Here is a 25,239-nt window from a genome sequence, read left to right as displayed (position 1 = left end):
CACCAGTGCCTCGGCCAGCAGCTCGCGCGGGTCCAGCTGCGGACCGCGTTCTCCGCGCTCGCCGCGCGGTTCCCCGGACTGCGCTTGGCAGGGGACGAGGTGACTCGGCGCGACGACGTCTACATGCGGGGACTGGGGGAGCTTCGGGTCGCCTGGTGACGCGCGAAACGGCCCCGCCGAGGTGGCGGGGCCGTAGCGGCGCGCGGGTCAGCCGACCGGCGGGGCCATCACGAACCAGTTGAAGTTCTCGATCATCTGGCGGGTGCTGCCGATGTACTGCGGGCCGGTCAGCTCCCAGCGGGTCACCGTGCGGTAGGTGCCGGGCTGCAGGCTCTCGTCCTCGGCGGTCTCCTCGTTGTCGGTGACCGGGACGTACTCCTTGATCGACTTCTTGGTCAGGGTGACGTCGAGCAGCTGGTAGTCGGACTGGGTCTTGAGGTAGTCGCCGTCGCCGTGGTCACCGGCACGGCCCGGGTCGGACAGCTTCAGCTGCACGGTGTTGCCGTTGAACGAGCCCTTCGCGGCCACCACGGTGACGATGTGCCCGCCGCTGCGCTGCAGGCTGCCCGCCTCCGGACCGGCCTTGTAGCGGCCGTAGGCGATCTGCAGCGGACCCTGGTTCAGCCGCTTGGCCAGCTCCCCGGAGAAGTCCGGCGAGGTCGCGGTGCTCACGTTGCCCACACCCGTGGACCAGCCGATGTCGCGGGCCGGCTTGGTGGCGATGGTGAAGGCGGTCTGGAGGTTGCTGAGCTTGGTGCCGCCGTCGTACTTGGAGTCCACGCCGATCCGCCCGATCGAGTTCGTGATCACGTTGTAGTCGGCCTGGTCCTTCGGGTCCAGGTTGCCGACCCTGGTGGTCACCCAGCCGACCGGGGCCTTCTTCACGTGCCCCCAGTAGTGCAGGACGTTGTAGAGGGAGGCGGGACCGCAGTAGGCGTTGCCGTTGTTCTCCAGCCCGGCGCGGAACTGGTCGACGTCGCTGACGCCGCACTGCTTGACGTCGAAGTCGGGGCCGGTGACGTCGCTGAGCTTGACGCAGGGCTGCGGCGTCCCGATGGTGTCGTTGGCGAGCGCGGTGCCGGGAACCGAGACGGCGGCGGTGGCGGCGGTGGCAGCGGCGGCGATGATCAGGGTGCTGGCCTTGCGAAACATGGGGTCCTACCTCCTGTGTGAGCCACCCTCCGTGGCGATGACACAAGATTCGCGGCCCCGACCCCCCAAAGGCATGAGGGGCGATCCCTCACATCTGGGGGGTGGGGGGCGGGGGACCCCTCAGGCCAGTGCGCGGGCCAGCTCGCGGCGGCCGTTGATGCCGAGCTTGGTGTAGATCCGGCCCAGGTGGTTCTCGACCGTCTTCGGCGTCACGAACAGCTCCCGGGCGATCTCGCGGTTCTGCCGACCGCTCGCGGCCAGGTCGGCGACCCTGCGCTCGCTCGCGGTCAGCGACTCCGCGCCGACCAGCACCAGCCTGCGCGGCCGGTCACCCAGCGCTTCCAGTGCCTCCACCGCGCGTCGGCGCAGCACCGCCGAGCCGCACTCGGTGGCCAGCTCGATGCCCCGGTGCAGGGGATCGCGCGCGTCGCTGCGCCGCCTGGCCACGCGCAGGGCTTCGCCCAGGTCGACCAGCGAGCGCGCCAGGTGCAGGCGCGCGGGCGAGGTCTCCAGCACCGCGACCGACTCCGCGAGCAGGTCCAACCGGTTGCCCGCGTCGGCGTGCGCGAACAACCGCAGCGCGGCGCCCACTTCCGTTGCGGCGCCCCACTTCTTGGCCAGCGCGAGCTGTTCGCCCGCCAGCACCAGGGCTTCGTCCTCCGCGCCGAGCAGCATGCACGCGCGCACGGCGGGATCGCGCCACGGGACGGTCGGCGGATCGAGCCCGGCCGCCAGCGAGGCGTCGCGTTGCAGCAGCGCTTCTTCCTTGGCCAGCAAGGGATCGCCGCTCGCGAGCGCGATGAGCGCCCTCGGCTCGTGCAGCCACAGCGTCGGCATCATCTTCGGCCCGTCCGCGTGCTCCGCGTCGAAGCGCGCGAGCGCCGTGGCCGCTCCGTCGATGTCCCCGCGCTCCAGCGCCGCGTAGGCGGTGAAGTGCGTCGCGGTCGCTCGCAGTGCGATGACCTGCGGCAACGCCTCCTCCGGGGCGACCGCGGCCAACGCGCCCTCGGACTCCGCCTCCACCGAGGCGACGTTGCCCAGCCGCCAGTCCAGGAACAGCGTCGCGTTCGCGACCATGGAGTACTCGATCGGCGAGCCGTGCGCGCACACCCGCCGCCGCGCGCGCTCGACCTCGCGCCGCGCGTCGGTCACCCCGTCGGCGGAGACCAGCGCGAGCACGGCGACCAGCCACGCCACCATCGTGTCGATGCTGCCGGTCGCGTCGTCGAGGTAGGCGCCGTTGGCCAGCGCGCGCCGCGCCAGCGCCGCGACCTCGCTCGAATCGCGCACCTCGTAGCGCCCCATCTGCGCGAGCAGCCCGAGCAGCGTCCGCTCGTCCGGGGTCCCGCCCGGCAGCGACGCGTAGCCGCTGAGGTGCTGCGATGCGACCTCGCGCTGGTGCGGCAGGAAGGACCGGATCACCGCGAGCCTGGCTTCCAGGTGCATCCGCCCCGCGTCCCTCGGCCCACCGGGACGGTTCTCGATCGCCTCGGTCAGCTCCGCGATGGCGGCTTCGGGCCCGTCCACGGCCATGGTCGCGCTCGCCGCCGCCGCGACCAGCTCCGCGTCCGGCAGCCCGTCAGCGGCCGCGCGCAGGTGGTCGCGCGCCTCCTCGGCCCGCCCGCCGCGCATGAGGGCCCGGCCCAGCTCCGCGCGCAGCGCCGCGTCGTCCGGGCTCTCCTGCACCGCGCGGGCCAGATGTGCCGCGGCTGTGCGGGAATCGCCCGCCGCGAGCAACGCCGTCGCCGCCTTGCGCAGCACCTCGGCCGCGTTCGGCAGCGTGCCCTTCGGCGCCTGCGCGAGGTGCGCGGCGATCCGGTCCGCCGGGGCCTTCGCCGCCCACAGCTCCCGCGCCGCGCGCGCGTGCAACCCGGCTCGCGCCACCGGCCCCAGATCGGCCAGAACCGCTTCGCGCACAACGGGATGCACGAACACGAGGTGATCGGATTCCCCGGTCAGCACGTTCGCCGAGACCAGCGACTCGACCGCGACGGAGAGCTCCATCGCGTCCAGGTCCGCCAGCGCGCCCGCCTGCCACGGGTCGCTGCCGATGCCCAGCACCGCCGCCGCTCCGGCCAACCGCACCGAGTTCGCGGGCAGCCTGCCCAGCGCAGCGCGGAACACCGTGCTCGGGCCGAGCCTGCCGACCCGCTCCGCCGTCGCCGCCTCCTCCAGCGGCAACCCGAGCGCGGCCAGCTCATCGACCAGAACCCTTGCCAGGAAAGGGTTTCCGCCGCTCGCCGAGTGCAGCGCCGCGACTACCTCCGCCGCCGCGCTCGCTGCCACCGACGCCGCGAGCGCCGCCGGGCTCAGCGGGCGCGGCAGCAACCGCTCCGCCTGGCGCGAGACGCTCAGCTGCGCCAACGGCCCCGTGTTCTCCGCGGGCGGGCGCGTCGCCACCACGAGCGCGATCGGCAGGTCCGCGATCCGGCGCGACAGGTACACCAGGAACTGCGCGGAGGACAGGTCCGCCCAGTGCGCGTCGTCCACCGTGATCAACAACGGCCGCGTCGAGGACAGGTCGACCGCCACCCACCACAGCGCGTGCAGCGTCCTGGCCAGCTCCGCCTCGCTCGGATCGGCCTCCGCCGCGTCCAGCGCCGCCAACGCGTCCCCCGACGGCCCCGCCAGGATGCGCTCCCGGATCTCGCCGCTGTAGCGGGAGACCGAGCGCTCCACCATCTGCCTGACCACGCCCCACGCCATCGCGCTCTCCAGCGCGTCGCCCACCGCCTGGAGCCTGCCGAAGCCGCGCTCGGTCGCCATCGCCCTGGTGTCCTGGACCAGGCGCGTCTTGCCGATGCCCGCGCGGCCCTCGATGACCAGCACGTGCCCCTTGCCCTTGGCCGCCGAGTCCAGGCACGCCGCGATCCGCTCCAGCTCGCCCTCGCGCTCCAGGGTCGGCTCGTCCCGGCTCATCGGACCAGGCGCGCGAGCCGGTCGGGCTCCCCGCGCAGTGGCTTGCCGTGGCCGAAGAGCACCAGCTGCGGGCGCAGCTGCGCCAATCTGCGCATCGAGGCCCGGTTCAGCTCCGGGTCCCAGGTCAGGAAGTTCGGCGGAGCGCTGATTCGCGGCAGTGAGAAGAACACGTCGCCGCAGAGCAGCACGCCGTCGCTCTCCCGCCACAGCGCGATGTGCCCTGGGGAGTGCCCCGGCACCTCCAGCACCGTGAACCCCGCGACCTCGTCACCCTCGCCGAGCTGCCGCGTGACCCGGCACGGCGGCGGCATCGGCGTCTTCGACAGCGCTGCCCCGATCCGGCCCCGCGCCACCGCGGGCGTCGCCGTCTCGATGGCCTCCACGTCCTTCGCCCCGGCCCAGAGCGGCACGCCGAACTCCTCGCACACCGCCCGGCTCGACCCGAAGTGGTCCGGGTGCGCGTGCGTCACCACGTGCGCCGACAGCGGGTTCCCGCGCACCTGCCGGATGATCCGACCGGCCGCTCTCGGGGTGCCCGAATCCACGAGCACGTCCTCCACCAGATACACGTTCATCAGGTGCCGAGGACGGCCGTCGAGCAGGCGCACTCCGGGTGCCAATTGACGCACTGCCCGATCGTAACGGCGATCTTGGACACGCCGCGGTCACGATCGCGCCGTCTACTCAGCGCTCTCCGTCACTTCAGTGTCGAATGAAATCAATCCGATGTCACCCGCAAGGACAAGAACGGCTCGGGCGCTCACCGCTTCGGCCAGTGCCAAGCGGGGCGGTCCAACAGCTCCTGCCCGGACAACACGGTCGCGCCGAAGTCCTTCGCCAACTCCAAGGTCTCCGCTCGCTCGTCCACCACTTCGAGCGCGCGCACGAGCGGCCGAGCGTGTGAAACCACCACGACCTGCGTCTTGGTCGCGGCGGTGGCGATGAGCGCGGCGAGGGCGGGCAGCAGGTCGGGGTGCAGGCTGGTCTCCGGCTCGTTGAGCACCAGCAGCTCCGGCGGCCGAGGGCTGAGCAGCGCCGCCACCAGCAGCAGGTAGCGCAGCGTGCCGTCCGACAGCTCGGCGGCGCCCAGCGGCCGGAGCAGCCCGTGCTGGCGGAACAGCAACTCGAAGCGGCCGTCGTCGCCGGTCACCTCGACCTTGACCCGCGAGCCCGGGAACGCGTTGTCGATCGCGGCGGCCAGAGCGTCGACGTCGCCGATCTCCACGATGGTCTGGAGCGCCGCGGCGAGGTCCGCTCCCTCGTGGTCGAGCACCGGCGTGCGCGTGCCCACCCTCGCCTGCCGGGCGGGCGCGCCCGCGTCTGTGCGGAAGTGGTCGTAGAAGCGCCACGAACGGATCTTCTCGCGCAGCACCAACACTTCCGGTGACGCGCGCGGGTCGGCGAACTCGCTGAGCATGCTGTCGGTCAGGCCGATCTTGTGGTGCTCCTCGCCCCACGCCCCGCTGGCCCCGCGCGCCCGCACCACCGGCCCGGCGCGGTCGGCCAGCAGCGTGGACGTGCGCAGCACGGGACCGCTCCAGATGGCCTCGCGCTTGATCTCCGGATCGCGGTTGAACGCGGTCGGGCCGGGCTGGGGGACCGGCAGGCCCATGTCGATGGCGTAGCCGAACTCCTCGCCGGAGAAGCCCAGCTTCAGTCCCACCGGCTTCGACCTGCGCAAGCCCTGGACCGGCTCCCGGCCCTCGCGCACCGCGCGCCCCAGCGTCTCCGGGCCCGCCCACAGCGTCGAGGACAGGCCGCCCTCCCCGGCCAGCGCCGCGACGGCGCCGTTGCGCGCGGCGTCGGCGAGCAGCCGCATCGCGCGGTAGAGGCTGGACTTGCCGCTGCCGTTGGCCCCGGTCACCACGGTCAGCCGGGACAGCGGCAGCACGAGGTCGCGGAGGGAGCGGTAGTTCTCGACGGCGAGGGTGGTGAGCACACCCCCGAAGCTAGCTCCCCACCCCGACACTCCCCATCCAGCGAGGCCGACTTCGCGATTTGGCAACGACTTGTGCCATGGGAGCGCTCTCCTTCACAACACGTTGCCAAATCGCGAACGCCGACCGCGCCCACATCGACCAGGCCGAGCCCCCCCGGGAGCCACTCCACCCCCCCCGCTCGCCTCGACGCCCGGGATGTCGGGAAACCCGTTTCGTACCGAACTCGGGAAAGAGAGCGCTCCCAAATCCCGCTTCCGGTACGAAACGGGAAAGGTCTGGACCACTTCGGGGCGCGATGAGGTGCACGATGAGGTGCGCGGGGCGGTGAGTGGGGAGGACTTCTGGTTGCCGTTATGAGTACGAAACGGGGACCGGCACGTGGGGGCTAGCGCCACCACCAGTCGACGGAGGGCAGGCCGGGCGGGCCGACCGCGGAGGGGGTGTCGGAGACGGTGGCCAACGTTTGGATGGCGCCCGGGTGGTCGCCGTCGGGGTTGGAGTACCGGCCGGTCTCCAGGCCCCACTCGAAGTTCCCGCGCAGCGTGCACGTCAGGTTGTGCAGGTAGCGCGCGAGCGGGGGTGACGCGGTCGGCAGGACCTCGTTGCGCAGCTCGAAGAACCGCGCCACGATCCGGTCGCGCAGCGCGACGCACTCGGCGAGGTCGAGGCCGGTCTGGTGGATGCCGGTGAACTCGGGCTGCGAGCGCATCACCCACAGGTCCTTGCCGCGGGAGTACAGGTCGTTGTCGATCGCCGCGACCACGCCGGTCATCTCGGTGAGCGCCCGCACCCTCGGCGAGGTGATCTCGCGCTCCGCCACGACGGCGGCCTCGGAGAGCTGGCACCAGGTGAACGTCGGCTCCGCCCCCGCGTACATCACGCGCGCGGACAGGTAGTCGTTGAGGCTCTGCTCCGAGCGTTTCGCGGCCACGATCTCCCACGAGGCGCCGAGCAACCACTTCAGGTGGCTGTCAGCCAGGCGCCGAACGTGCTCGGGGGAGCAGGAGCGGTGCACGCGGGTGGCGAGGTCGATGATCGGCGCGCTGAACGGGTTGTCGCGCGGCAGCACGTCCGCGTCGGGCGCTTCGAGGGTCCGCACGATCCGCACGGCGAAGTCCAGCATCGAACCGGGGTCGCCGTCGCCGGGCACGTCGTCGAAGACGAACATCAGGTACGCCCAGTCGACAGCGGGTTGCAGTCGCTCGACGTCGGCCATGGGGCACAGGTAGCCGAAGAAGTGCGCGGAGCGGCTGTCGCGGACCCGCGTCTCCTGCACGGGGTCCGCGCAGAAGCCGTAGCGGGCCATCCACGCGAGTCCGCGCTCTTCGAGCACGTCGATGCGCGAGTGCGCCTTCAACGCCGCCGGGAAGTACATCGGCGGCAGTTGCACGGTGATGGTCGGTGACACAGGTGCGATCGTCACACGGCTCCCCGGCTGACCAGCTGAAGTTTCACGTGTCGTGGATGCAGGACGGCGCGCGCCCTCGGTCGCTTCCTCGGCCCGGGCACGGTCCGCAGCTCCCACCGCCGCAGCAGTCCGGCCACGACGACCATCAGCTGGGTGAGCGCGAAGGTGTCACCGGCGCACTTGCGCGCGCCCTCGCCGAAGACCAGGAACGAGCCGGGGCAGCCGGAGGAGGCGTTGAGCCATCGCTCGGGGCGGAAGCTGTCGGGCTCCGGGTACACCTTGGCCAGCCGCTGGACGAGGTAGGCGCTGTAGACCACGTTTGTCCCGGAGGGAATCGTTTGCCCTCCGAGCGTGGTGCGGCTGGTGGTGCCCCTGGCCAGCACCCAGGCCGGCGGGTAGAGCCGCAGCGTCTCGGTCACCACGGCGCGCGTGTACGGCAGGTGGATGAGGTCCTCGTAGGTGGGCGCGCGGTCGCCGAGAACGGTCTCGATCTCCAGCCGGAGCCGCTCCTGCACCTCGGGGTGCTCGGCGATCAGATACATGGCCCAGCTCGCGCTCGCGCTGGTCGTCTCGGTCCCGGCGAGGAACAGGCCGGTCACCATGGCGGCCATCTCCTCGTCGTCCGGCGCGTCGGCCACGCCGTTCTCGACGTCCTGCGCGGCGAGCAGCACGGCCATCATGTCGTCGCGCTTCTCGTCGGTGCTGCGGTAGCCGGTGATCAGCCGTTCGATGCTGTCCTGGAGCTGCTGCCGCGCGCGGACGAACGCGCGGTTGGCCGGCAGTGGCAGCCGGTTGACCGCGGTGGGGCTGAGCATGCGCCGGAACACCCCGCGCACGAGGTCGGGGAGTGCGACGCGGATGCCCGCGACCGCCTCGGGGTCCGAAGCCTCGGTGAACATGACGCGGGCGGTGGTCTCGGAGGTGAAGCGCAACGTGAACGCGGACACCGGCAGCACCTGCCCGTGCTCCCACGACGCGGTCTCCTCGGCGAGCACCTCGTTCATGATCTCGGCGTAGTGCGGCATCCGGGCCCGGTGGAAGGCGGGCTGGACCATCCGCCGCTGCCTGCGGTGCTCGGCGCGCACGGTGGTGATCAGGCCCTCGCCCTCCACCTCCCGCGCGCGCCGCCACAGCGGCCCGGTCTTGTCGAAGACCTTCTCGTTGGTGATCACCTGGTGCGCCAGTTCCGGATCGCACACGACGACCGCGCGCAGCGGCCCGAACCGGACCGAGACGAGGTCGCCGTGCGCCGGTAACGACGCGATGAAGCGCAGCGGGTCGCGCAACAACGCGACCGCGTGCCCCAGCAGCGGGAGCGCTCCGGGGGCGGTGCCCGTCACGGCCACCCCGCTGCTCCGAGTTTTGCTGCTCATGAGTGCCACTCCCTGTCCTGACCCCCAGGTCAGGGTGGCGATCGTTGCTCACTCAATGAGAGCAATGGGAGCCCAGACCGATGGTATTCACCCGAATGGGCGTATGGGTGCCTGCTCTGGCGGGAGCTCGTGCGAGCACGTTCGGGCACCTGCGGCCCGAGCCTGTCGTTGCGCTGGGTAGTCGCCAGCGATCCGATCGCGGGACACACCGTTCAGCGCGAGCACGGTGTCCCCGGCCGCCAGCACCTGGTCCCGCATGCGCGCGTGGTCCACCGCGGAGGCCCCGAACGACGGTGCCCACAACGACCACGGCCCGGAGATCGTCGCCACGGCGGGGATCAGGTGGCTCTGGTAGTGCGTGCCGAGTCCGCCGAATGAGCAGTGCTGCGGCACGCGCGCGGGATCGGCCGCGTCGGCGCCGGGAAGGACGAACGTGCGCTGCACGGAGCGCCGGGTGACCGCCTGGATCACGGTCTCACCGAGGACCTGGTTCCCCACGAACCACGCGGACTGCTCGGCGGCTCCGGTGAGACGCAGTTCCCGTCCTGGGCCGTTGGCCCGCGGTGCTGCCTGGATCTCCCGTGTACCAAGGTGTTCGAGCACCATCGCGTAGGCGACGGTGCCCTGGTCGTACTCCCGGTCCAGGATGCGCGCCCGGTGTTCGGTGCCCTCGACGGAGCGGTGCAGGTGGCCCGTGGCGAACACGAACTCGATCGTGCGTGTGCGGCACCGCATCGGTAGTCCGGAGAAGTAGTCGGCGAGCGCCAGCATCGCGGCCGTCCCGTTCTCCTGCACCCACGTGTTGCCGTCGGTGTTGGTGCCGATCACGACGCGTTCCTTCGTCTTGCCGGGCAAGGTGGCGATCAGCGTCCGCGTGCTTGCCCCGTCGGTCCTGGCATGGACGGAAACGCTTGCCTGCGCACCGGTTGAGCCCTTCAGCCGTTCGGCCTCGTCGACGCCGACGAACACGCCGGGCACGCGGTAGTGGGTCCCGGTGTGCGGGTCCCAGTAGCCCTTCACCTGCTCCCGTGGGAAATCAAAGGCGATGATCAGCCCGGCAGCTCCCGCGAGGCCCGCGTCGACGAGGTCCCGGTTGAGCTCGGGTTCGGCCACGTGCCCCCGGTCCACGGCGGGGAAGTCGCGCAAGACCACCTTGCCGCGCGCGTTCTCGACGGTGATCGGCGACGTCATCGGCAGGTAGGTCAGCGGTCCTTTTCCGTTGGTGGACAAGGAGTACGGGATCGCGCCCGCCACGGCGACCTGGCGGCCGGCCACCCGCAGCGAACCGGCTTCGACGATGTCGCCGCCGCGCGGTTGCCACCGCTGGATGCGCAGTTCCTCCGACTTCGTGGTGAAGCCCGGCATTCGCCGAACCCGCTGCTCCAACCAGTCCACCACGCGGCGGTGCGCGGGGCTCCCGGTCGACCTCAGCCCGAAGCCCGCGACCGTGGAGTTCAACGCGCGCAACGCTTTCGCGTCAGCGAAGTGCTTCTCGTCGATGATCTGGGGACAGGGTGCGAGATCCCCGGCACCGGCGCGGGGGACTGGCACCGCGCCGGTCACCACCAAGGCGCACAGCGCGGCCAACAACCTTCTCGACATGGCTCCTCCTTGCTCGGCGGGTGAGCACCCACCGAGCAGGGCGAAGCTCTAGTGCGGCGCTCGCTTTGCCTGACGACGCAACTGGAGGATTCGGGCCGCGCCGACCAGGGCCACGAGCGCGGCGCCACCGATCGCGGCGAACAGCAGCGAGACGCCGAGGGGCCAGGTGAAGGACGCGCCGAGGAAGTGGATCGTCACGTCGGTCAGGTTCTGCAGGATGAACACCAACAGGAAGACCAGCACGACGATAGCCACGAGAACGGCGACCCAGGTACCGCTGATCCGGGTCGGTCGGGTTCGGCCGGTCGCGCTCGTCCCGGGTCCCGGCACCGGAGGCGTCGCGGGACCCGGGACGGGGACGGGTTCGGTCGGGATGTGGTCGGTCGGGATCTGATCAGACACGCGGTCGTCACGGGGAGTGCTCACGCGAGCAGTATCTGCGCACCCCACGCCGCCCGCACGTCAGCGCGGAGCGGTCCCGATCGCGCCGGTGACCCCGGTGACCACCGAGCTGAAGTCCTGCACCTCGCCGTTGAGCACGGTCCTGGCGCCGATGTAGTCACCGGTCTTCGGGTCGATGATCAGGTCCAGGGTCCTGTCGGGCTCGGTGACCCTGATCGCGGTGCCGACCCGTCCGCCGAGGTTGGCCTGGCGGTCACCGACGGTCGTGCCGGGGATCTTCGTCAGCGCCCGGTACATCGCGGCTCGCAAGTCGTCCGGGATCAGCCCCGTGTCCAGCGCGCTGCGCGCGGCGTGCAGCGCGCACGCCTCCGCCAGGCAGGTGGAGTCGCGGAGCAGGACGAACAGCTGCTGCGGGTCGCGCGGGAGCTTGGCGAGGTACTCCGGCGTGGGGCGGTACAGCGTGGGCGGCAGCTCCTCGTCCCGCTTGGGTTGGGTGCCCAGCGATTTCGTGGGGTCCGCGGGTTTGATGCCTGGGCCGGGCCGGGACTTCGGCTGCGGGAAGTCGCCCTGCTTCGCCCGCGCCTCCCACGGGGTGATCTCGGTGGAGGCGAACGGCGCGTTCACGGCCTGGTCCTTGGTGCAGGACCTCGTCTCCAGCGGCTCGGTGAGCGTTACCCGGCGCAGCCACTCCTGCTTCCAGTCGGCGGGAATCCAGGTTTCCTCGGTCCGCTCCCGGCGGAACCAGCAGTTGGCGTCGGAGGCCCCGTTGAGCACCACGCCCATCCACTTCGACTCGACCGTCTTGACGTAGCGGTACTGGCCGGGGCCGACGGGCGCGTGCTCGGCGCTGGTGGTCACGTCCGCCGCGCTGGTCAGCACGGCGACGGCCTCCGCGTTGGCCGCCGGTGCGGTGCCGCCGAGGTTCAGCGCGCTGACGGTGCCCAGCGTCAGCACCCCCAGTACCGCCGCCGCGACGAGCCACCGGCGCGAGGACCGCTGGGGTTGCTGGGTCGCAGGCCCGGCGAGGACCCGCGCCCGTCCCGACTCGAAGGCGTGCTCGGACATCGGTGGCACGTCGGGTGCGAGGTCCCGCACCGCGGAGTCGACTCGATCGTCGGTTCGATCAGCGTGGTCATGCATGGCGACTTGCCTCCTGCTCGTCACTGGTTCCCAAGGCGGCGCCGTCCACGAGCCCGCTGAGCTTCTTCCTGGCCCGGTGCAGCCAGCTGCGGACGGTGCCAACCGGTACGTCGAGCACTTCGGAGATCTCGGCGGGGGTCATGTCGGCCCACGCGACCATCAGCAGCGCGTCGCGCTCCTCAACGCGCAGCGCGGCGACCGCCTTGGCCAACCGGCCGGCGAGGTGACGGGCGTCCGCGATGTCCACCACGCGGTTGCTCAGCTCGCCCGCCTCGACCCGGCGTCCGCCGTGCCGCGCGAGCGCCCGCAGCCGCCGCACCTCGGTGCGCGTGTGCCCGCGCAGCACGTTGGTCGCCAGCCCGTACAGCCACGACTTCGGGCTCGCCCTCGTCGGGTCGTAGCGCTGCCGCTGCTCCCACAACAGCAGGAACGTGTCGGCGACCAGGTCGTCGGCGGCGTCGGGACCGACGCGCCGGGCCAGGTAGCCGTGCAGCTGCCGCGCGTGCTCGTCGTACAACTCCGCCAGCGCGGGCAGCCCGTCGAGATCACTCATCCTGTGCACGCACCCTGATTGACCGCAGCGGCTCGCAGCGTTGCACGCGTTTGCGTCCGACCTGTTCGAGGTATCCAGAACCACCACCCCTCGCTCGGGCCCCCGGCGGCGGAGACCAGCTCACCGCACGCACGGAGGTTCCACGCATGAGTCAGACGCTGTCCCAGCAACCCCGCCTCGCCGAACGCGCTCCCGAGCCGGTTCTGGCCGGGGAGAAGTCCTCGGGCGAGCTGTTGCTGGTGAAGCTCTTCGTCGTGATCCCGGCACTGGCCCTAGCCGCCGCCGTCCCGTTCGCGTGGGGGTGGGGCCTCGGCTGGGTGGACATCGGCCTCGCCGCGTTCTTCTACACCCTGACCTGCCTCGGCGTCACGGTCGGCTTCCACCGCTACTTCACCCACGGGGCTTTCACGGCCAACCGCGGCCTGCGGGTCGCGCTCGCCGTCATCGGGAGCATGGCCTTGCAGGGCCCGGTGATCTCATGGGTCGCCGACCACCGCCGCCACCACGCCTTCGCCGACCGCGAAGGAGACCCGCACTCGCCGTGGCGCTTCGGCAGCTCGGCGGGGGCACTGGCGAAGGGCTTCTGGCACGCGCACATGGGCTGGCTCTTCGAGCGCGACCACACCAACGCCGCGCGGTTCGCGCCGGACCTGCTCGCCGACGCCGACATCCAGCGGGTCAACCGGTGGTTCCCGGCGCTGTCCGTCGCGACCCTGCTCGCCCCGGCACTTGCCGGCGGGCTCATCACGTGGAGCTGGTGGGGCGCGGTGACCGCGTTCTTCTGGGCCGGTCTGGTGCGCATCGCGGTGCTGCACCACGTGACCTGGTCGGTGAACTCGATCTGCCACATGATCGGCGACCGCCCCTTCGAGGCCAGGGACCGCTCGGCCAACTTCTGGCCGCTCGCCATCGTCTCCATGGGCGAGTCCTGGCACAACTCGCACCACGCCGACCCGACCTGCGCCCGCCACGGTGTGCGCAGGGGCCAGGTGGACGTCTCCGCCAGGGTGATCTGGGCGCTGGAGAAGGCGGGCTGGGCGAGGAAGGTCCGCTGGCCGAGGGCGAAGTACCTGGCCCGCAAGCTCAAGGCGCCCGCAGTCTGATCCTGCCTCCTTCCCGGCAGGGAAACCTCGCCGATCGGCGGTACGGCCGTCGATCGCGCCGCGGCTAAGCTGCTGCCGCACTTCGCAAGCGAGTGTTGTGGCGCCCGGACCCCGCGCAGTCCGAAGGCGCCGTTCTCGATCATCGTGGGTGCGGCGTCGTCGTTGCTGACGGCCGCCGCCTTCCCGCCACCGCGGCCGTCCTGATCGAGAAGGACGACGCGATGAGCGCCTCCACCCGCCCGGCCGAGCGCGACGCGCGCGCGGTTCTCGCCGCGGCCTGTGACCAGGTCGGACTCGATTCCCGCGATGCCACGCTGGTCCAGGCCGTCGACAACTCGGTGTTCCGCCTCGCGCGGACACCGGCGTTCATCAAGGTCATGACCAATCCGTTCCTGGCCCACCGCGCGCGCAACTCCGTCGCGGCCGCCCGGCTGCTCGCCGCCGCCGGGGTGCCCGCCGTGCGGCCGCTCTTCGACGTGCCCAACCCCGTGTTCGTCGACGAGTGCTCGGTGAGCTTCTGGCACGAGGAGCCCGGGAGCACGGCCTCGCCGTCGGGCGGAGAGCTCGCTCGCAGGCTCGCCCAGCTGCACCGGCTGCCGACCACCAGTCCCGTCCTGCTGGACTGGGACCCGGTCGCCGCGCTGCGGAGCAGGATCGGCGGGGCCGACGCGGCCGAGCCGTCCGACATCGACTTCCTGACCAGGCGCTGCGACGAGATCGAGGCGGAGCTGGCCGAGCTGAGCTACGAGCTGCCCACCGCCGTCATCCACGGCGACGCGCACCCTGGCAACCTGATCATGACCCCGGCCGGGTCGCTGCTGTGCGACCTGGACACCGTCGCGATCGGGCCGCAGGAGTGGGACCTGGTCCCGGTCGCCGTGCGCCAGCTGCGCTTCGCCCCTCGAACCGGCTGGCACAGCGAGATGGTCGCCGCGTACGGCGTCGACGTCACCGAGTGGGACGGGTTCCCGGTCCTGCGCGACCTCCGCGAGCTGGACCTCGCGGCGGCGGCGTTGCGGATGGCCCGCCGCGACCCGCTCGCCGGCCTGGAGTTCCGCAAGCGGCTGCGCACGCTGCGCACGGCGAGGGTCGACGAGCGGTGGGACGTCCAGCGGTAGCGGGGCGCCGAGCTACCGCCGGCGCGGTTTGGTCGTCGGGGCCGTCAGCATGTGCGCGTCGATCTGCCTGGAGATCACCGCGGCCGCCAGCTCGGCCAGCTTCAGGTTGTGCGCGCGGGAGTAGCGGCGAAGCACGGTGAACGCCCCGTCCATGTCCACGTCCAGGCGGTGGGCGAGGAAGCCCTTGGCCTGCTCGATGACCACCCGGCTGGTCAACGCGACCTGCAGCTGCTCGGTCAGCACCTCCTGGTGCCGGATGGACCTCTCCTGCAGCAGCCCGATGGTGGCCACGTCGACCAGTGCCTTCGCGGTGCGCAGCGAGGTGGCGGGGAGCTCGCCCGCGGTGGAGCGGAACAGGTTGAGCGCCCCGATCACCTGGCCGCGCAGGCGCATCGGCAGCGCGTCCACCGCGACGAATCCGCGCTCCAGCGCCGCGACGGAGAAGCGCGGCCACCGGTCCCGTCCGGTGTTCAGGTCCGGGTGACCGACGTGGGCACCGGTGGCGAACGCCTCGAGGCACGGGCCCTCGTCGTTCTGCAGTTGCACCAGTTCCAGCCAGCGCACCTCGTTGTCGGAGCTCGCGATCAGCTGCAGGCGGCCGTGCTGGTCGGCCAGCAGCAGCCCCGCCGCGTCGATGTCGAGCAGCTCGACGCACCTGTCCACCAGCAGGTGCAGGAAGTCGATCACGTCGAAGTCGTCGATCAGCGTGTCCGCCAGTTCGACGAAGGTCGCCAAGAGCCGGTCTTCTTCCACGGCGCTCACCTCCACCACGCTTCCCGGGATGCGGCAGCAACACCGGTGACGGTCATGTCGCCTCCTCGGATGGGTCGAAAACAACTCGACGGGCCACGACGTCCTCGGAGAGGTCCGCCAGCGTGCGCCGGGTCGCGAACGCGCGTGCGCGCAGCCGGGCGAGCGCCTCGTCGATCCCCGTGTCCAGCTGCGCGGCGATCATGCCGGTCGCCTGGTGCAGGCGCGGGTTGTGCAGCGGGAGGCTGTCGCCGTCATCTTCTGCCGCTCCGGAGTGGCCGTCCAGGAGCAGTCGAAGGGCGAGTTCGGCGAAGACCAGTGAGTCCGCGAGCTCGGTCCCGCTCAGCGAGCCCGCCTCCACCCGGTGCAGCACCAGCGTCCCACCCCGGATCGAGCCGACCCGCAGGGGCAGCGTGAACAGCGCCGCGGCCCCTGCCTCCGCCGCAAGCGGCGCGAACAGCGGCCACCGGTGCTGGCAGGCAGGGGTCCTCAGGTCCGAGACCAGCACCGGCCCGCCCGTGCGCAGCGCGTCCAAGCACGGCCCCTCACCCACGGTGACCTGGAGTTCCACCAACCGCCCCGCCATGTCGTCCGTCGAATACCTGGTCTCCGACCAGCCCTGGGATGTCTCCACCGTCACCGCGGCCCCGTCCACTCCCAGTCGCAGGGCGGCGGTCTCGCACAGTGCCGCGAGCGGCGTTCCGGAACCAGTCCGCTCCCCGATCCACGCCCGCACCCGGGAATACCGGTCAGCACCGCTGGACGGGACGGTCATGGCAATCGCCCATCCCTCCGGCACCGCATCGGCACTGCACTGGCGTTGTCGCCGTAACGCGATCAGTTCCACGTTGGAACGTCACGGTGTTCGGTGCGCAAGTCGATCACGGAGAGCATGCCTGTCGTCCGCAACATAGCCGATACCGCACCGGGCCCGGCGACCACGGAGAAGCGGATTCCGGCCGCAGCCGCGCCGCTTCGGGCTTTCGCCAGGGTGGTGAGGCCCGCGGCGCTGAAGAATGAGATCTCGGAGAGGTCAGCGACCAGATCCGGGCCACGGGGCCGGATCTCCTCGTGCAGGCACTTCCACAGCACCGGGGCGCTCGCCATGTCGACTTCCCCCACAGCTGTGATCACGACCGTCCTCGGGGACGTCGAACGGGTGGTGATGACGAGCGGGACGCGCTCGACCGTGAGCCTGCGGGAGGACGGCGAAGTCCGGGGGCTGGTGTTCACGGAAACTCTCCTCGCCTGGCCGTGGCGTCCGCGGGGACCAGGCGGGCGGAAGAAGGGGGAACACTCAGAGTAGTCGTACCTCTTCGCAGCCCACAAGGACGTCAGCGCACGAGCTTCATGCCCTCTGCGATGCCATCGATGGCAATGGCGCCGTAGCCGAAAACCAGGCCGGGACGCGCGGAGGAGCTCCTGGCGCACTCCGCGAGCGTCATGATCCCCACACCCGCTGCGCGCATCCGAGCGACCGCCGGGGCCGGGTCCTCGTCGGCGAGCGCGGTCACGTGCAGTCCGGCCGAACAGGGGACGAGGGTGAGCCAGCCGGGCAGCGTGGTGGTGAGAAGTTCGTGGCGCGCTTGGTACTCGCGCCGCATCCGGCGGATGTGCCTGGCCAGCAGCCCCTCGTCGATGAAGCGCGCGAGCGCGGCCTGCGCGGCCATCGGAGCGGCCCAGTCGCTGACGTACTTGGCGGCGCGCAGCGCTTGGCGCAGCGGTGCGGGCGCAACCAGGAAACCGATGCGCAACGACGGCAGCATGACCTTGGAGAACGAGCCCACGTAGACCACGTGCCCCGAGCTGTCGAGGTTCTGCAACGGCTCGATGGGACGGCCTCCGTAACGGAACTCGGTGTCGTAATCGTCCTCGATGATCAACGCGCGGTTGCGCCTCGCCCAGTCGAGCAACGCCGTGCGACGCCGCAGGGACATGGACACGCCAAGGGGGAACTGGTGTGACGGCGTCACGTAGACCACGCGCGCGTCGTCGGGCAGCGCGTCGACGCACAGGCCTTCCTCGTCGACAGGAACGCGCACGACCTCCGCGCCGAGCGACCGGAACAGCAGCTGCGCGGGCGGATAGCCGGGGTCCTCCACCGCGATCCGGTCGCCGGGTTCGAGCATCACGCGACAGATCAGGTCGAGCGCCTGCTGGATTCCGCTCGTCACGACGATGTCGCCGGGCCCGGTCCGCACGGCGCGCGAAACACCGATGTGCCGGGCGATCGCCTCGCGGAGCCCCGCGTGCCCGGCCGGGTTGCCGTAGCCGTGCACCGGTTCTTCGCGGGCCAGCAACCTGCGCCAGCTCTCGTGCGGGAACAGCTCCGTGTCCGGGACGCCGACGCGGAAGTCATAGCGGACTCGGTCCGAAGTGGTACCGCGTCCCGGCCAAGGTGAGATCGAGTCCCAGATGGGTTTGGGGCGCAACGCCGAACCAGGGGTGGCCGTGTGCGCGGGTGCTCCGGCGGCGCTGACGAACGTGCCGGAGCCGACGCGGCCGGTCAGGTGGCCCTCGCCCATGAGGCGGTCGTAGGCGACGCTCACCGTGTTGCGGGCGACCGAGAGGTGCCGGGCCAGCTCGCGCGTCGGCGGCAGCGCGTCCTCCGGCCGCAACCGACCGTCCAGGATCGCGGCGCGCAGCTGCCGGTAGATCTGTCCGGCCAGGTCACGGCGCCCGTCGAGGCTGATGTGCACGTCCACGCCCGCCAGAGTATTGGCCCAGCGGACTTCGCGGATATTGGATCTCGTATTGGGCCGATCCCGTTCCTAGGCTCGCCGCATGGACATCCGCGAACTCGACCGCCGCGCCCTGGCCCTCGCCGGGGAGGTCATCAAGCACGTCAAGCCCGATCAGCTGGACCTGCCGACGCCCTGCCCCGACTGGACGCTGCACGGCCTGCTGCGCCACCTCGTCAGCCAGAACCAGGGCTTCGCGGCCGCCGCGCACGGGAACGGCGGTCCGCTGATGGTGTGGCGGCGCGGCGATCTCGGCGGGGACCCGTACCGCGCCTTCGCGGCGTCGGCGGTCGCGGTCACCACGGCCTTCGCCGACGACGCCGTGCTCGAACGGCAGTTCACGCTGCCGGAGGTGCGCGAGGGCATGACGTTCCCGGGCCGCGTCGCGATCTCCTTCCACTTCGTCGACTTCGTCGCCCACGCGTGGGACGTCGCGAAAACCATTGGTGTGCCTTGGGAACCCGATGCGGAGATCGTCACCGCCGGGCTCCGCGTCGCCGAGAAGGTGCCGGACTCCGATCGGGGCCCCGGTACCGGTTTCGGCCAGCGCGTTCCTTTGCCAGAGGGCCCTGAGTCGGAGAGAACTGCATCGCGTGATCACCTGCTGGCGCTGCTCGGCCGATCCCCGGAGTGGCGGCCTGGGTGCTGAGGTCGAGCTGGCGCGCGGGACCCGCGAGCGGCGCGGGCGGCCCGGTGCTCGTCAGCGTCACCGAGTTCACCAGCTGCACGTTCCTGCGCCTTCCCGGCATCGCCCGCGCGGCCTTCGAGCTGCGCCGCGAATGGCCGCTCCTGGACGGAGCCGTCGGCATGTGGCTGTGGGCCACGCCGTTGTCGCGGCGCGTCGGCTCGGTGTCGGTGTGGGCGAGCGAGGAGGCGCTGCACGGCTTCGTCCGCCTGCCCGCGCACATCGCCGTGATGCGCGAGCACGGGAGCTCCGCCGCGGTGCGGGCGACGCGCTGGTGGACGGACGGCCACGATCAGGCTGACATTTGGCGCGATGCCCAACGGCGGCTGATCTTCGCGCCCTCGCCGCCCTAGTCTTGATCAATGGCGACGTGGGTTGACCTGGTTCGGTACGTCAAGGCCGCATACCGGGTGATCAGTGAGGAAGACGGCGAGCTGCGCATCCTCTACCGCTTCGAGCCGAACTTCGACGGCATGGGCGACGAGCGCGAGCAGGTCGTGGTGATCCACCGCGAGATCCTCGACGGCAAGCACGAGTGGGTGCAGATCGTCTCCCCGTGCGGGCTCGTCTCGGAGATCGACCTCAAGCGCTTCATGGAGGAGGTCGGGCACACCACGGTCGCCGGCGGCGCGGCCATCATCGGCGACCACGTGGTCGTTCGGCACTCGCTCCCGCTGGAGAACCTGGACCCCAACGAGTTCGACGACCCGCTCCAGCTCGTCGTCGGCACCGCTGACGAGCTTGAGGAGAAGTTCGTCGGCGGCGACGACTACTAGACCAGCTCCACCCGCACCGGCGTGAGGTCGCCGGTGTCCAGGCCCTCGGCCCTCCGGACGGCGCGCTTGACCGGCAGCACGTAGCAGCCGCGCGCGCCGTCCGGGAAGATCGACGTCCGCCACGTGCTGCCGCCCACCGTGACCTGCACGCGCACGGCGCCGAAGCCGCGCCTCGGTCCCGCGGTCACCTCGCGGATCTCCTCCGACGCCTCCTCGGGCAGGGACACGAACGTCCAGTTCTGCTCACTCCGGGCGTCCCAGAGCCACAGCTCCGCTTCGAAGTCGACGATCACCCGCACAGCATCGCACCGGGCACCGACAGGCTTGCAAAAGCGGACCGTGGTCCGTATCTTTCGAATCAGCGGACTGGAGTCCGGTTATCTGGAGGTAGTGACATGACAGCGCTGATCTCGCGCGAGGAACTGAAGGCCGCGATCGAGGACGGCACCGTCACCGTTCTGGACACCCTGGGTGGCGACTACTACGCCAAGGCGCACCTGCCCGGCGCGCTGCCGCTGGTGCTCTCGGAGGTCGACCGGGCGGCGCCCGCGCTGCTGCCCGACGATGCCGCCCTGATCGTCACCTACTGCACCGGGCCGACCTGCCCGAACAGCGGTCAGGTCGCCGACCGGCTGACCGCGCTGGGCTACACCAACGTCCGCAAGTACCGCGAGGGCATCCAGGACTGGGTGAGCGCGGGCCTGCCGACCGAGACGGCCTAGCTCCCGTCTCCGCTGAGGACGAGCCGCACGAGCTGGTCCATCCCGCGATGGGCCCGCTCGGCGGACAGCGCCCGCGTGGTGGCTCGCCGCAGATCCGCGGCCAGCGGCGCCATCAACGCGTGGGCGAGGTGCTCGGCGTCCAGGTCGGGGCGCGCCTCGGAGAGCAGGAAGCGGACGTGCTGGTGCCAGAAGGCGTAGGCGCCGATGCGGTAGCGGGCCCCGGGGCTCGCGGTCTCCGACAGGTGCACCAGGTCCAGGTTGGCGTCCAGGAACTCGGCGTAGGCGGCGAAGAAGGCGAGCAGGCGGTCTCCGGGAGGCGCTCCGGGTCCCAACGGTTCGGGGCCGGAGAGGATCGCTTCCTGGAGGTCGCGCTCGCGCGCGTCCAGCAGGGCGGCGGCCAGGCCCGCCTTGTCGCCGAAGCGCCGGAACAGGGTTCCCTTGCCCACCTTGGCCTCGGCGGCGATCTGGTCCATCGAGACGCCGTCGACGCCGTGCTCGGCGAACAGGTGCGCCGCGGCGTCCAGGATCTTCAGCCGGTTGCGGGCGGCGTCGGCCCGTTCCTTCGGCGGCTCACCGAATCGCGGCAGTGCCCCTACGTCCACAGCGACAGGACTGTAGTCCGAATTTCCCGGCGCACCAAGCCGCTCAGTCCGTCCTCAGTGGACGCAGGAGCTGCTCGCGGAGGATGTCCGCGTGGCCGCAGTGCTGGGCCAGTTCGCGCAGCACGTGCGAGTAGACCCAGCTCAGCGTCAGCGGCCCCCGGCGGTTGCCGGTCAGCACGAAGTCGAGCGTGAGGTCGGCGGTCGCGCGGCGGGAGTCCTCACAGGCTTCGCTGTGCGCGCGGCGGATGCTCTCGATGGTGTCCTCGTCGGTGAGCACGAACGACTCGTCCGGCGTCGCGGGAAGCCCCAGCTCGGTGCGGGGCTTGCCGGTGATCCCCTCGACGAACCAGACCTTCTCGACGAACGTGGCGTGCTTGACCAGGCCCAGCAGCGTGGTGCGCGAGGAGACCAGGCGGGCGCGCGCCTGCTCCTCGGTCAGCCCGTCCAGGCAGTTGTTGAGCAGCGCGCGGTGCTCGTCGATGAACGCTTCGATCGTCGTCTTCACGCCGCCGAGTATTTCACCGGGATTTCAGAACGGGTCTCTACGGTCGCGTCGCTCACGCCGCGCCCCAGGAGGTCACCTTGCCCAGTCGGAGAAGTCTGTTGCAGGCCGCCGCCGTGGCCCTTGGCGCTGCGGGAGCCGTTGCCGCCGCTCCGACCGCCTTGGCCGCTCCTGGTCTGCGCGTCGTGCAGCGCGACGAGCGCGACCCGCGCATGTGGTACTACCGCTTCGCCACCGACGCGATCGGCTGGGAGCCGGCGGTGAACGTGCTGCTGCCGGACGGCTACCACGGCAGCGGGCGCCGCTACCCGGTGCTCTACCTGCTGCACGGCGGCGGCCACGACCAGGACTTCATGACCTTCGACCGGCTGCAGATCCGCAGGCTCACCGCGGGCAAGCCGATCATCATCGTGATGCCGGACGGCGGGCACGCTGGCTGGTACTCCAATCCCGTCAGGTCCAACACCGGTCCCCGCGACTGGGAGACCTTCCACATTGGACAGTTGCTGCCGTGGATCGAGCAGAACTTCCGCACCTACGCGGAGTACGACGGCCGCGCGGTCGCCGGTTTCTCCATGGGCGGCTTCGGCGCGCTGAAGTACGCCGCCAAGTACTTCGGCCACTTCGCTTCCGTCAGCTCGCACTCCGGCCCCGCGAGCCTGCGCCGCGACGGCGGCTTGGTCGCGCACTGGGCGAACCTGTCCTCGGCCGCGCTCGACCTGGGTGGCGGCTCCATCTACGGCGTTCCGCTGTGGGACGAGGCCAGGGTCACCGCCGACAACCCCTGCCAGCGCATCGAGAGCTACCGCAACAAGCGCGTCTTCCTGGTCGCGGGCACCAGTCCCGACCCGGTGAACTGGTTCGACACCGTCAACGAGACCCAGGTCCTCGCCGGGCAGCGGGAGTTCCGCTCCCTGTTGCACGGCGCGGGAATCCCGCACGAGTTCTATGAGGAGCCCGGCGGCCACTTCGTCCGCGAGCACCTGTTGGTCCGTGACATCGACGGCGTCATCGCCCGCCTGCGCAAGGCGTAATCCCGTTCGCGCGGTGGCGCGGGAGCCGATACGGTCCCGCGCCATGGCTTCCCCGGAGATCATTCAGCGGGCCCGTCGGTGGATGGTCTCCGGCCTGGTCGTCTCGATCATCGGCACCCGCCTGGTCGAGGGCGGCTCGGACGGCGCGGTGGCCCAGGAGTTGTTGCCGCTGCTGTGGATCGGCGTGCTCGCCACGATCTCGAAGGGCCTCGGCTTCGCCGCCCCGATCACCGCGCGCGTGCTGTCCCGGTACAACCCCGCCGCCGTGCTCGTCGCTTCGGATCTCGCCGAAACCCTGCTGTCCGCGCTCGCCCTCGCCGCGTTGCTCGTGTTTCCCGGGCACACCCCCGCGATCCTCGTCGTGTATCTGGCGCTGGCCGCTGTCTTCCCCGCTGTCACCGATGTGGTCGAGGAGTTCTACGCCCAGCAGCTGGCCCACCTCGCGCCCGGCCAGGCGTTGTCGTTCAACACCGCCGTCTACTCCGTGCTCGGCTTCATCGGCCTCGTGGTCGGCATGCCTGTGGGCAGCTTCGTCTCGGGCCAGTCCATCGTGCTGCTGATCGCGCTCAACATGGCGTTCTCCGCGCTCGGCGTGTGCTTCCGCTTCGTCAGCAGCCGCACCGTCGTCACCGCGCCCTTCGCCGACCAGGACGCTTCGGAGTTCTCGGCCACCGGTGCGCAAATGTCGTTGCGGCGCTTCGTTTCCGATCTCGTCCACTCCGGCCCCGCTTCTCCCGCCGTCGAGTTCGTGACCTCTATCGGCCGCAACCTCGCGGGCATCTTCGTGTACCTGTGGATCGCCTCCACCATGCCGTGGAGCCCGGCCACATCTTTGGCGATCGTGGTGGCATGCTTCGGGATCGGCGCCACTGTCGGCCCGTTCCTGGCTCCGCTGGCGCGCCGCTTCCTCTCCGCTCGTGCTTCGGTGCTGCTGGCGCTGTACGCCGCTTTGGCTCTGGTCGTGCTGTTCGCGTGCTGCGTCCTCGTCGTCGGCGCCGCGTGGCCGATCGCGCTCGCCTACGTCGTCGCGATGGGCGTGGTGATGCGGATGCGCGATGTGCTGATCACGACTCTGCGCCAGGAGTCCTTTCGCGGCAGACAGTTCACCACGATCATGAGCTGGTCCTTCGCGCTGTCCTCGTTCGGTGCTCTGGTCGGTTCGTGGGCCGGTGTCGCCTTCCACGTTCCGCAGAACCCCGTCGTCGGCTTGGCCGCTCTCGCCGTCGCGCTCGTGGTCACGATCTCCGTCGTCACGCGGGCATCTCGACCCTGATGTTGCGCATCGGTTTCTGGTCGGGGTCGATCCACCTCGGCGGGATGAACGTCGGCAGCCCGTTGTCGAAGACGATCTCCCAGCCTTCGTCGTGCATCACGTGATGATGATGTGGGCACAGCAGCACCAGGTTGTCGATCTTCGTCTCCCCGCCGTGAAGCCAGTGCACGACGTGATGAGCTTCCGTCCACGCCGGGGGCCGAGCACACCCGGGGAAGGCGCATCCTTTGTCCCGCACCGCCAATCCCTTGCGCATGGCCGGAGTCGCCGTGCGGTTGCTTCGTCCGACATCGAGTGGTCTGCCTTCGCCTCCTAGGAGGACGGGCACGATGTTGGCGTCACAGGCGATCTGTCGGGCAAGCCCGGCGCTGATCGGCTCGCCCCAGGCGGTGAACCCGGTGCCGAGGCTGGCCATGAGGTCGGCGTAGGAGATCGTCACGATCACCTGCGGCCGTTCACCACCGTGGGTGGGCAACGCTTTCGCCGTCAGCGCGAGGTCGACTACTTCGGCGAACGCATCCGCGTAGCGCTGCTCGGTCGTCCGTTCATCGCCTGCGCGCTTCTTCGCCAGGGCGTGCAGCAGGGCTTGGATTTTCTGCCCGGTCAGGGTGTCGAAGCTGCCGATGAGGTGGAGGTGGCCGTGTTCGTTGGTGCCCATCTTCACCGACCGCTGGGTGAGGCCTTCTTTCTCGTCCCGATACGTGCCCTCCGGATCGATGGTGGCGCGGGCGACCTTGGCGGCGTACATCAACTGTCGGGGGTTGAGGCGGGGTGCGTGGCGGCAGAGGACTTTCTCGACTTTCTTCGCCTTATCGGCAGGGACTTTGTCGACGGTGTTGGCGACGATCTGCGCGTGCCGGACGCTGATCTTCCCCGCGTGCAGCTTCTTCCGGGTCCTGTCCAACCCCGGCAACCGTTGCACCAACTGACTACGCCGAGCCGCATCCTCCGGCGCGATCTTCAAAGTGGTGCGCAACAAGACTGTCAGGTCCTTACAACCCTGGCGTGCGGGTAGGCCCTGAGCTTCTGCTTCGGCGGCGACCTCGATCGCGGAAGCGGTCACGATGTTGATGATCTTCTCGTGCTCCCGCAGACAGTTCAGTAGCGCGTCACCGGTCAACTTGTAGGCATCCCGCTCGCGGAGATGAGCCTGCAACGATGCGATCAAACCCTTGGTATCAAACAACTTCCTCCCCCTTGTCTCCCTCCTTCCATTGTCCCAAATGCGAAGATCGACATCCTCCCCGGATAGAGTGAACACGTTGCTGACAAGGGGTTCGTCGACTCCGTCGACCTCACACGCCCAGGCGCCCGCCACGCCGAAAACGCAACCCCCACCGAACGGAACGCGCGGCTGGAACGGGTCGGCTTTACCTGGGGTGCGCGTGCCATACGCTCGCGCGAGGGCCGGTGTTTCATCACCGTGCCGCCCGGCCCTTTTCGG

At 70.6% G+C, this 25,239-nt stretch carries 26 protein-coding genes; 8 read left to right on the top strand and 18 right to left on the bottom strand.

Annotated features, from left to right (window positions below):
* Positions 1-207 precede the first annotated feature (207 nt).
* The 10 genes from CCN37_RS19625 to CCN37_RS19580 all read right to left on the bottom strand — a co-directional run bounded on the left by CCN37_RS19625 (position 208) and on the right by CCN37_RS19580 (position 12,489).
* The gene (locus CCN37_RS19625) at positions 208-1,152 is read right to left on the bottom strand and encodes a hypothetical protein (RefSeq protein WP_086823018.1); all 945 of its coding nucleotides are present in this window, start codon (positions 1,150-1,152) and stop codon (positions 208-210) included.
* A gap of 120 nt (positions 1,153-1,272) precedes the next feature.
* Positions 1,273-4,071 (bottom strand): AAA family ATPase, encoded by a 2,799-nt coding sequence (locus tag CCN37_RS19620; RefSeq protein ID WP_086823015.1) that lies wholly within the window; start codon positions 4,069-4,071, stop codon positions 1,273-1,275.
* Positions 4,068-4,700 (bottom strand): MBL fold metallo-hydrolase, encoded by a 633-nt coding sequence (locus CCN37_RS19615; protein ID WP_086823012.1) that lies wholly within the window; start codon positions 4,698-4,700, stop codon positions 4,068-4,070. Before CCN37_RS19615 ends, CCN37_RS19620 begins: the two co-directional genes overlap by 4 nt.
* Positions 4,701-4,831: 131 nt before the next feature.
* A complete protein-coding gene (locus tag CCN37_RS19610) occupies positions 4,832-6,010 on the bottom strand; it encodes an AAA family ATPase (protein WP_086823008.1) in 1,179 nt (392 codons plus the stop codon).
* 386 nt (positions 6,011-6,396) lie between these two features.
* Positions 6,397-7,419 (bottom strand): glutamate dehydrogenase, encoded by a 1,023-nt coding sequence (locus tag CCN37_RS19605; RefSeq protein WP_143261690.1) that lies wholly within the window; start codon positions 7,417-7,419, stop codon positions 6,397-6,399.
* An 11-nt stretch (positions 7,420-7,430) separates the two neighbouring features.
* Complete coding sequence (locus CCN37_RS19600; RefSeq protein ID WP_086823002.1) at positions 7,431-8,792, bottom strand: cytochrome P450; 1,362 nt, start codon at positions 8,790-8,792, stop codon at positions 7,431-7,433.
* An 87-nt stretch (positions 8,793-8,879) separates the two neighbouring features.
* Positions 8,880-10,394 (bottom strand): hypothetical protein, encoded by a 1,515-nt coding sequence (locus tag CCN37_RS19595; protein WP_086822999.1) that lies wholly within the window; start codon positions 10,392-10,394, stop codon positions 8,880-8,882.
* Positions 10,395-10,442: 48 nt separating this feature from the next.
* The gene (locus CCN37_RS19590) at positions 10,443-10,820 is read right to left on the bottom strand and encodes a lipopolysaccharide assembly protein LapA domain-containing protein (RefSeq protein ID WP_246843156.1); all 378 of its coding nucleotides are present in this window, start codon (positions 10,818-10,820) and stop codon (positions 10,443-10,445) included.
* 36 nt (positions 10,821-10,856) lie between these two features.
* Positions 10,857-11,861 (bottom strand): CU044_5270 family protein, encoded by a 1,005-nt coding sequence (locus tag CCN37_RS19585; protein WP_143261689.1) that lies wholly within the window; start codon positions 11,859-11,861, stop codon positions 10,857-10,859.
* Positions 11,862-11,928: 67 nt separating this feature from the next.
* On the bottom strand, positions 11,929-12,489 hold the full coding sequence (locus CCN37_RS19580) for an RNA polymerase sigma factor (RefSeq protein WP_086822993.1): 561 nt from the start codon (positions 12,487-12,489) through the stop codon (positions 11,929-11,931).
* A 146-nt stretch (positions 12,490-12,635) separates the two neighbouring features.
* Here CCN37_RS19580 and CCN37_RS19575 point away from each other — a divergent pair, with 146 nt between their 5' ends.
* Both CCN37_RS19575 and CCN37_RS19570 read left to right on the top strand, forming a co-directional pair.
* Positions 12,636-13,592, top strand: a complete 957-nt coding sequence (locus tag CCN37_RS19575) for an acyl-CoA desaturase (RefSeq protein WP_086822989.1) — start codon at positions 12,636-12,638, stop codon at positions 13,590-13,592.
* Between the two features lie 221 nt (positions 13,593-13,813).
* Entirely contained in the window at positions 13,814-14,710 is an 897-nt protein-coding gene (locus CCN37_RS19570) for a phosphotransferase family protein (protein WP_143261688.1), read from the top strand.
* 12 nt (positions 14,711-14,722) lie between these two features.
* On the opposite strand, the gene CCN37_RS19565 is transcribed toward CCN37_RS19570, so the two are convergent.
* From CCN37_RS19565 to CCN37_RS19550, 4 genes are all read right to left on the bottom strand, one after another.
* On the bottom strand, positions 14,723-15,472 hold the full coding sequence (locus CCN37_RS19565) for a GAF and ANTAR domain-containing protein (RefSeq protein ID WP_371504572.1): 750 nt from the start codon (positions 15,470-15,472) through the stop codon (positions 14,723-14,725).
* A gap of 43 nt (positions 15,473-15,515) precedes the next feature.
* On the bottom strand, positions 15,516-16,235 hold the full coding sequence (locus CCN37_RS19560; protein ID WP_143261687.1) for a GAF and ANTAR domain-containing protein: 720 nt from the start codon (positions 16,233-16,235) through the stop codon (positions 15,516-15,518).
* A gap of 62 nt (positions 16,236-16,297) precedes the next feature.
* Positions 16,298-16,693, bottom strand: a complete 396-nt coding sequence (locus CCN37_RS19555; RefSeq protein WP_086822978.1) for an STAS domain-containing protein — start codon at positions 16,691-16,693, stop codon at positions 16,298-16,300.
* Positions 16,694-16,794: 101 nt separating this feature from the next.
* Positions 16,795-18,165 (bottom strand): PLP-dependent aminotransferase family protein, encoded by a 1,371-nt coding sequence (locus CCN37_RS19550; RefSeq protein WP_086822976.1) that lies wholly within the window; start codon positions 18,163-18,165, stop codon positions 16,795-16,797.
* Positions 18,166-18,244: 79 nt separating this feature from the next.
* Between CCN37_RS19550 and CCN37_RS19545 the strand changes: the two genes are divergently transcribed.
* From CCN37_RS19545 to CCN37_RS19535, 3 genes are read left to right on the top strand one after another with little or no spacing between them, the layout of a single operon-like run.
* Complete coding sequence (locus CCN37_RS19545) at positions 18,245-18,850, top strand: TIGR03086 family metal-binding protein (protein ID WP_086822973.1); 606 nt, start codon at positions 18,245-18,247, stop codon at positions 18,848-18,850.
* Entirely contained in the window at positions 18,844-19,239 is a 396-nt protein-coding gene (locus CCN37_RS19540; RefSeq protein ID WP_143261686.1) for a hypothetical protein, read from the top strand. The genes CCN37_RS19545 and CCN37_RS19540 overlap by 7 nt, the downstream gene beginning before the upstream one ends.
* A 9-nt stretch (positions 19,240-19,248) precedes the next feature.
* Positions 19,249-19,662 (top strand): hypothetical protein, encoded by a 414-nt coding sequence (locus CCN37_RS19535; RefSeq protein WP_086822968.1) that lies wholly within the window; start codon positions 19,249-19,251, stop codon positions 19,660-19,662.
* On the opposite strand, the gene CCN37_RS19530 is transcribed toward CCN37_RS19535, so the two are convergent.
* The gene (locus CCN37_RS19530; RefSeq protein ID WP_086823024.1) at positions 19,659-19,955 is read right to left on the bottom strand and encodes a DUF1905 domain-containing protein; all 297 of its coding nucleotides are present in this window, start codon (positions 19,953-19,955) and stop codon (positions 19,659-19,661) included. The genes CCN37_RS19535 and CCN37_RS19530 overlap by 4 nt on opposite strands.
* A gap of 102 nt (positions 19,956-20,057) precedes the next feature.
* On the opposite strand from CCN37_RS19530, the gene CCN37_RS19525 reads away from it, so the two are divergent.
* Positions 20,058-20,384 carry a rhodanese-like domain-containing protein gene (locus tag CCN37_RS19525; protein ID WP_086822965.1) on the top strand — a complete coding sequence of 109 codons (327 nt, stop codon included), beginning with the start codon at positions 20,058-20,060 and terminating at the stop codon, positions 20,382-20,384.
* Here the strand turns inward: CCN37_RS19525 and CCN37_RS19520 are convergent.
* Together CCN37_RS19520 and CCN37_RS19515 are read right to left on the bottom strand one after the other, a co-directional pair.
* Positions 20,381-20,986 (bottom strand): TetR/AcrR family transcriptional regulator, encoded by a 606-nt coding sequence (locus tag CCN37_RS19520; protein ID WP_246843155.1) that lies wholly within the window; start codon positions 20,984-20,986, stop codon positions 20,381-20,383. The two genes, CCN37_RS19525 and CCN37_RS19520, sit on opposite strands and share 4 nt — an antisense overlap.
* A 43-nt stretch (positions 20,987-21,029) precedes the next feature.
* Entirely contained in the window at positions 21,030-21,491 is a 462-nt protein-coding gene (locus CCN37_RS19515) for a DinB family protein (protein ID WP_246843153.1), read from the bottom strand.
* 77 nt (positions 21,492-21,568) lie between these two features.
* Between CCN37_RS19515 and CCN37_RS19510 the strand changes: the two genes are divergently transcribed.
* Together CCN37_RS19510 and CCN37_RS19505 are read left to right on the top strand one after the other, a co-directional pair.
* On the top strand, positions 21,569-22,522 hold the full coding sequence (locus CCN37_RS19510; RefSeq protein ID WP_086822960.1) for an alpha/beta hydrolase family protein: 954 nt from the start codon (positions 21,569-21,571) through the stop codon (positions 22,520-22,522).
* 43 nt (positions 22,523-22,565) lie between these two features.
* Entirely contained in the window at positions 22,566-23,795 is a 1,230-nt protein-coding gene (locus tag CCN37_RS19505; protein ID WP_143261685.1) for an MFS transporter, read from the top strand.
* Here CCN37_RS19505 and CCN37_RS19500 read toward each other — a convergent pair.
* Positions 23,773-25,239 (bottom strand): HNH endonuclease signature motif containing protein (locus tag CCN37_RS19500; protein WP_210408116.1); only part of this gene is annotated, 1,467 nt, incomplete at its 5' end. The two genes, CCN37_RS19505 and CCN37_RS19500, sit on opposite strands and share 23 nt — an antisense overlap.

The organism is Allokutzneria sp. NRRL B-24872 (genome assembly GCF_002155965.1).
Taxonomy (GTDB): domain Bacteria; phylum Actinomycetota; class Actinomycetes; order Mycobacteriales; family Pseudonocardiaceae; genus Allokutzneria.
This window is presented reverse-complemented; position numbering and strand designations above follow the sequence as displayed.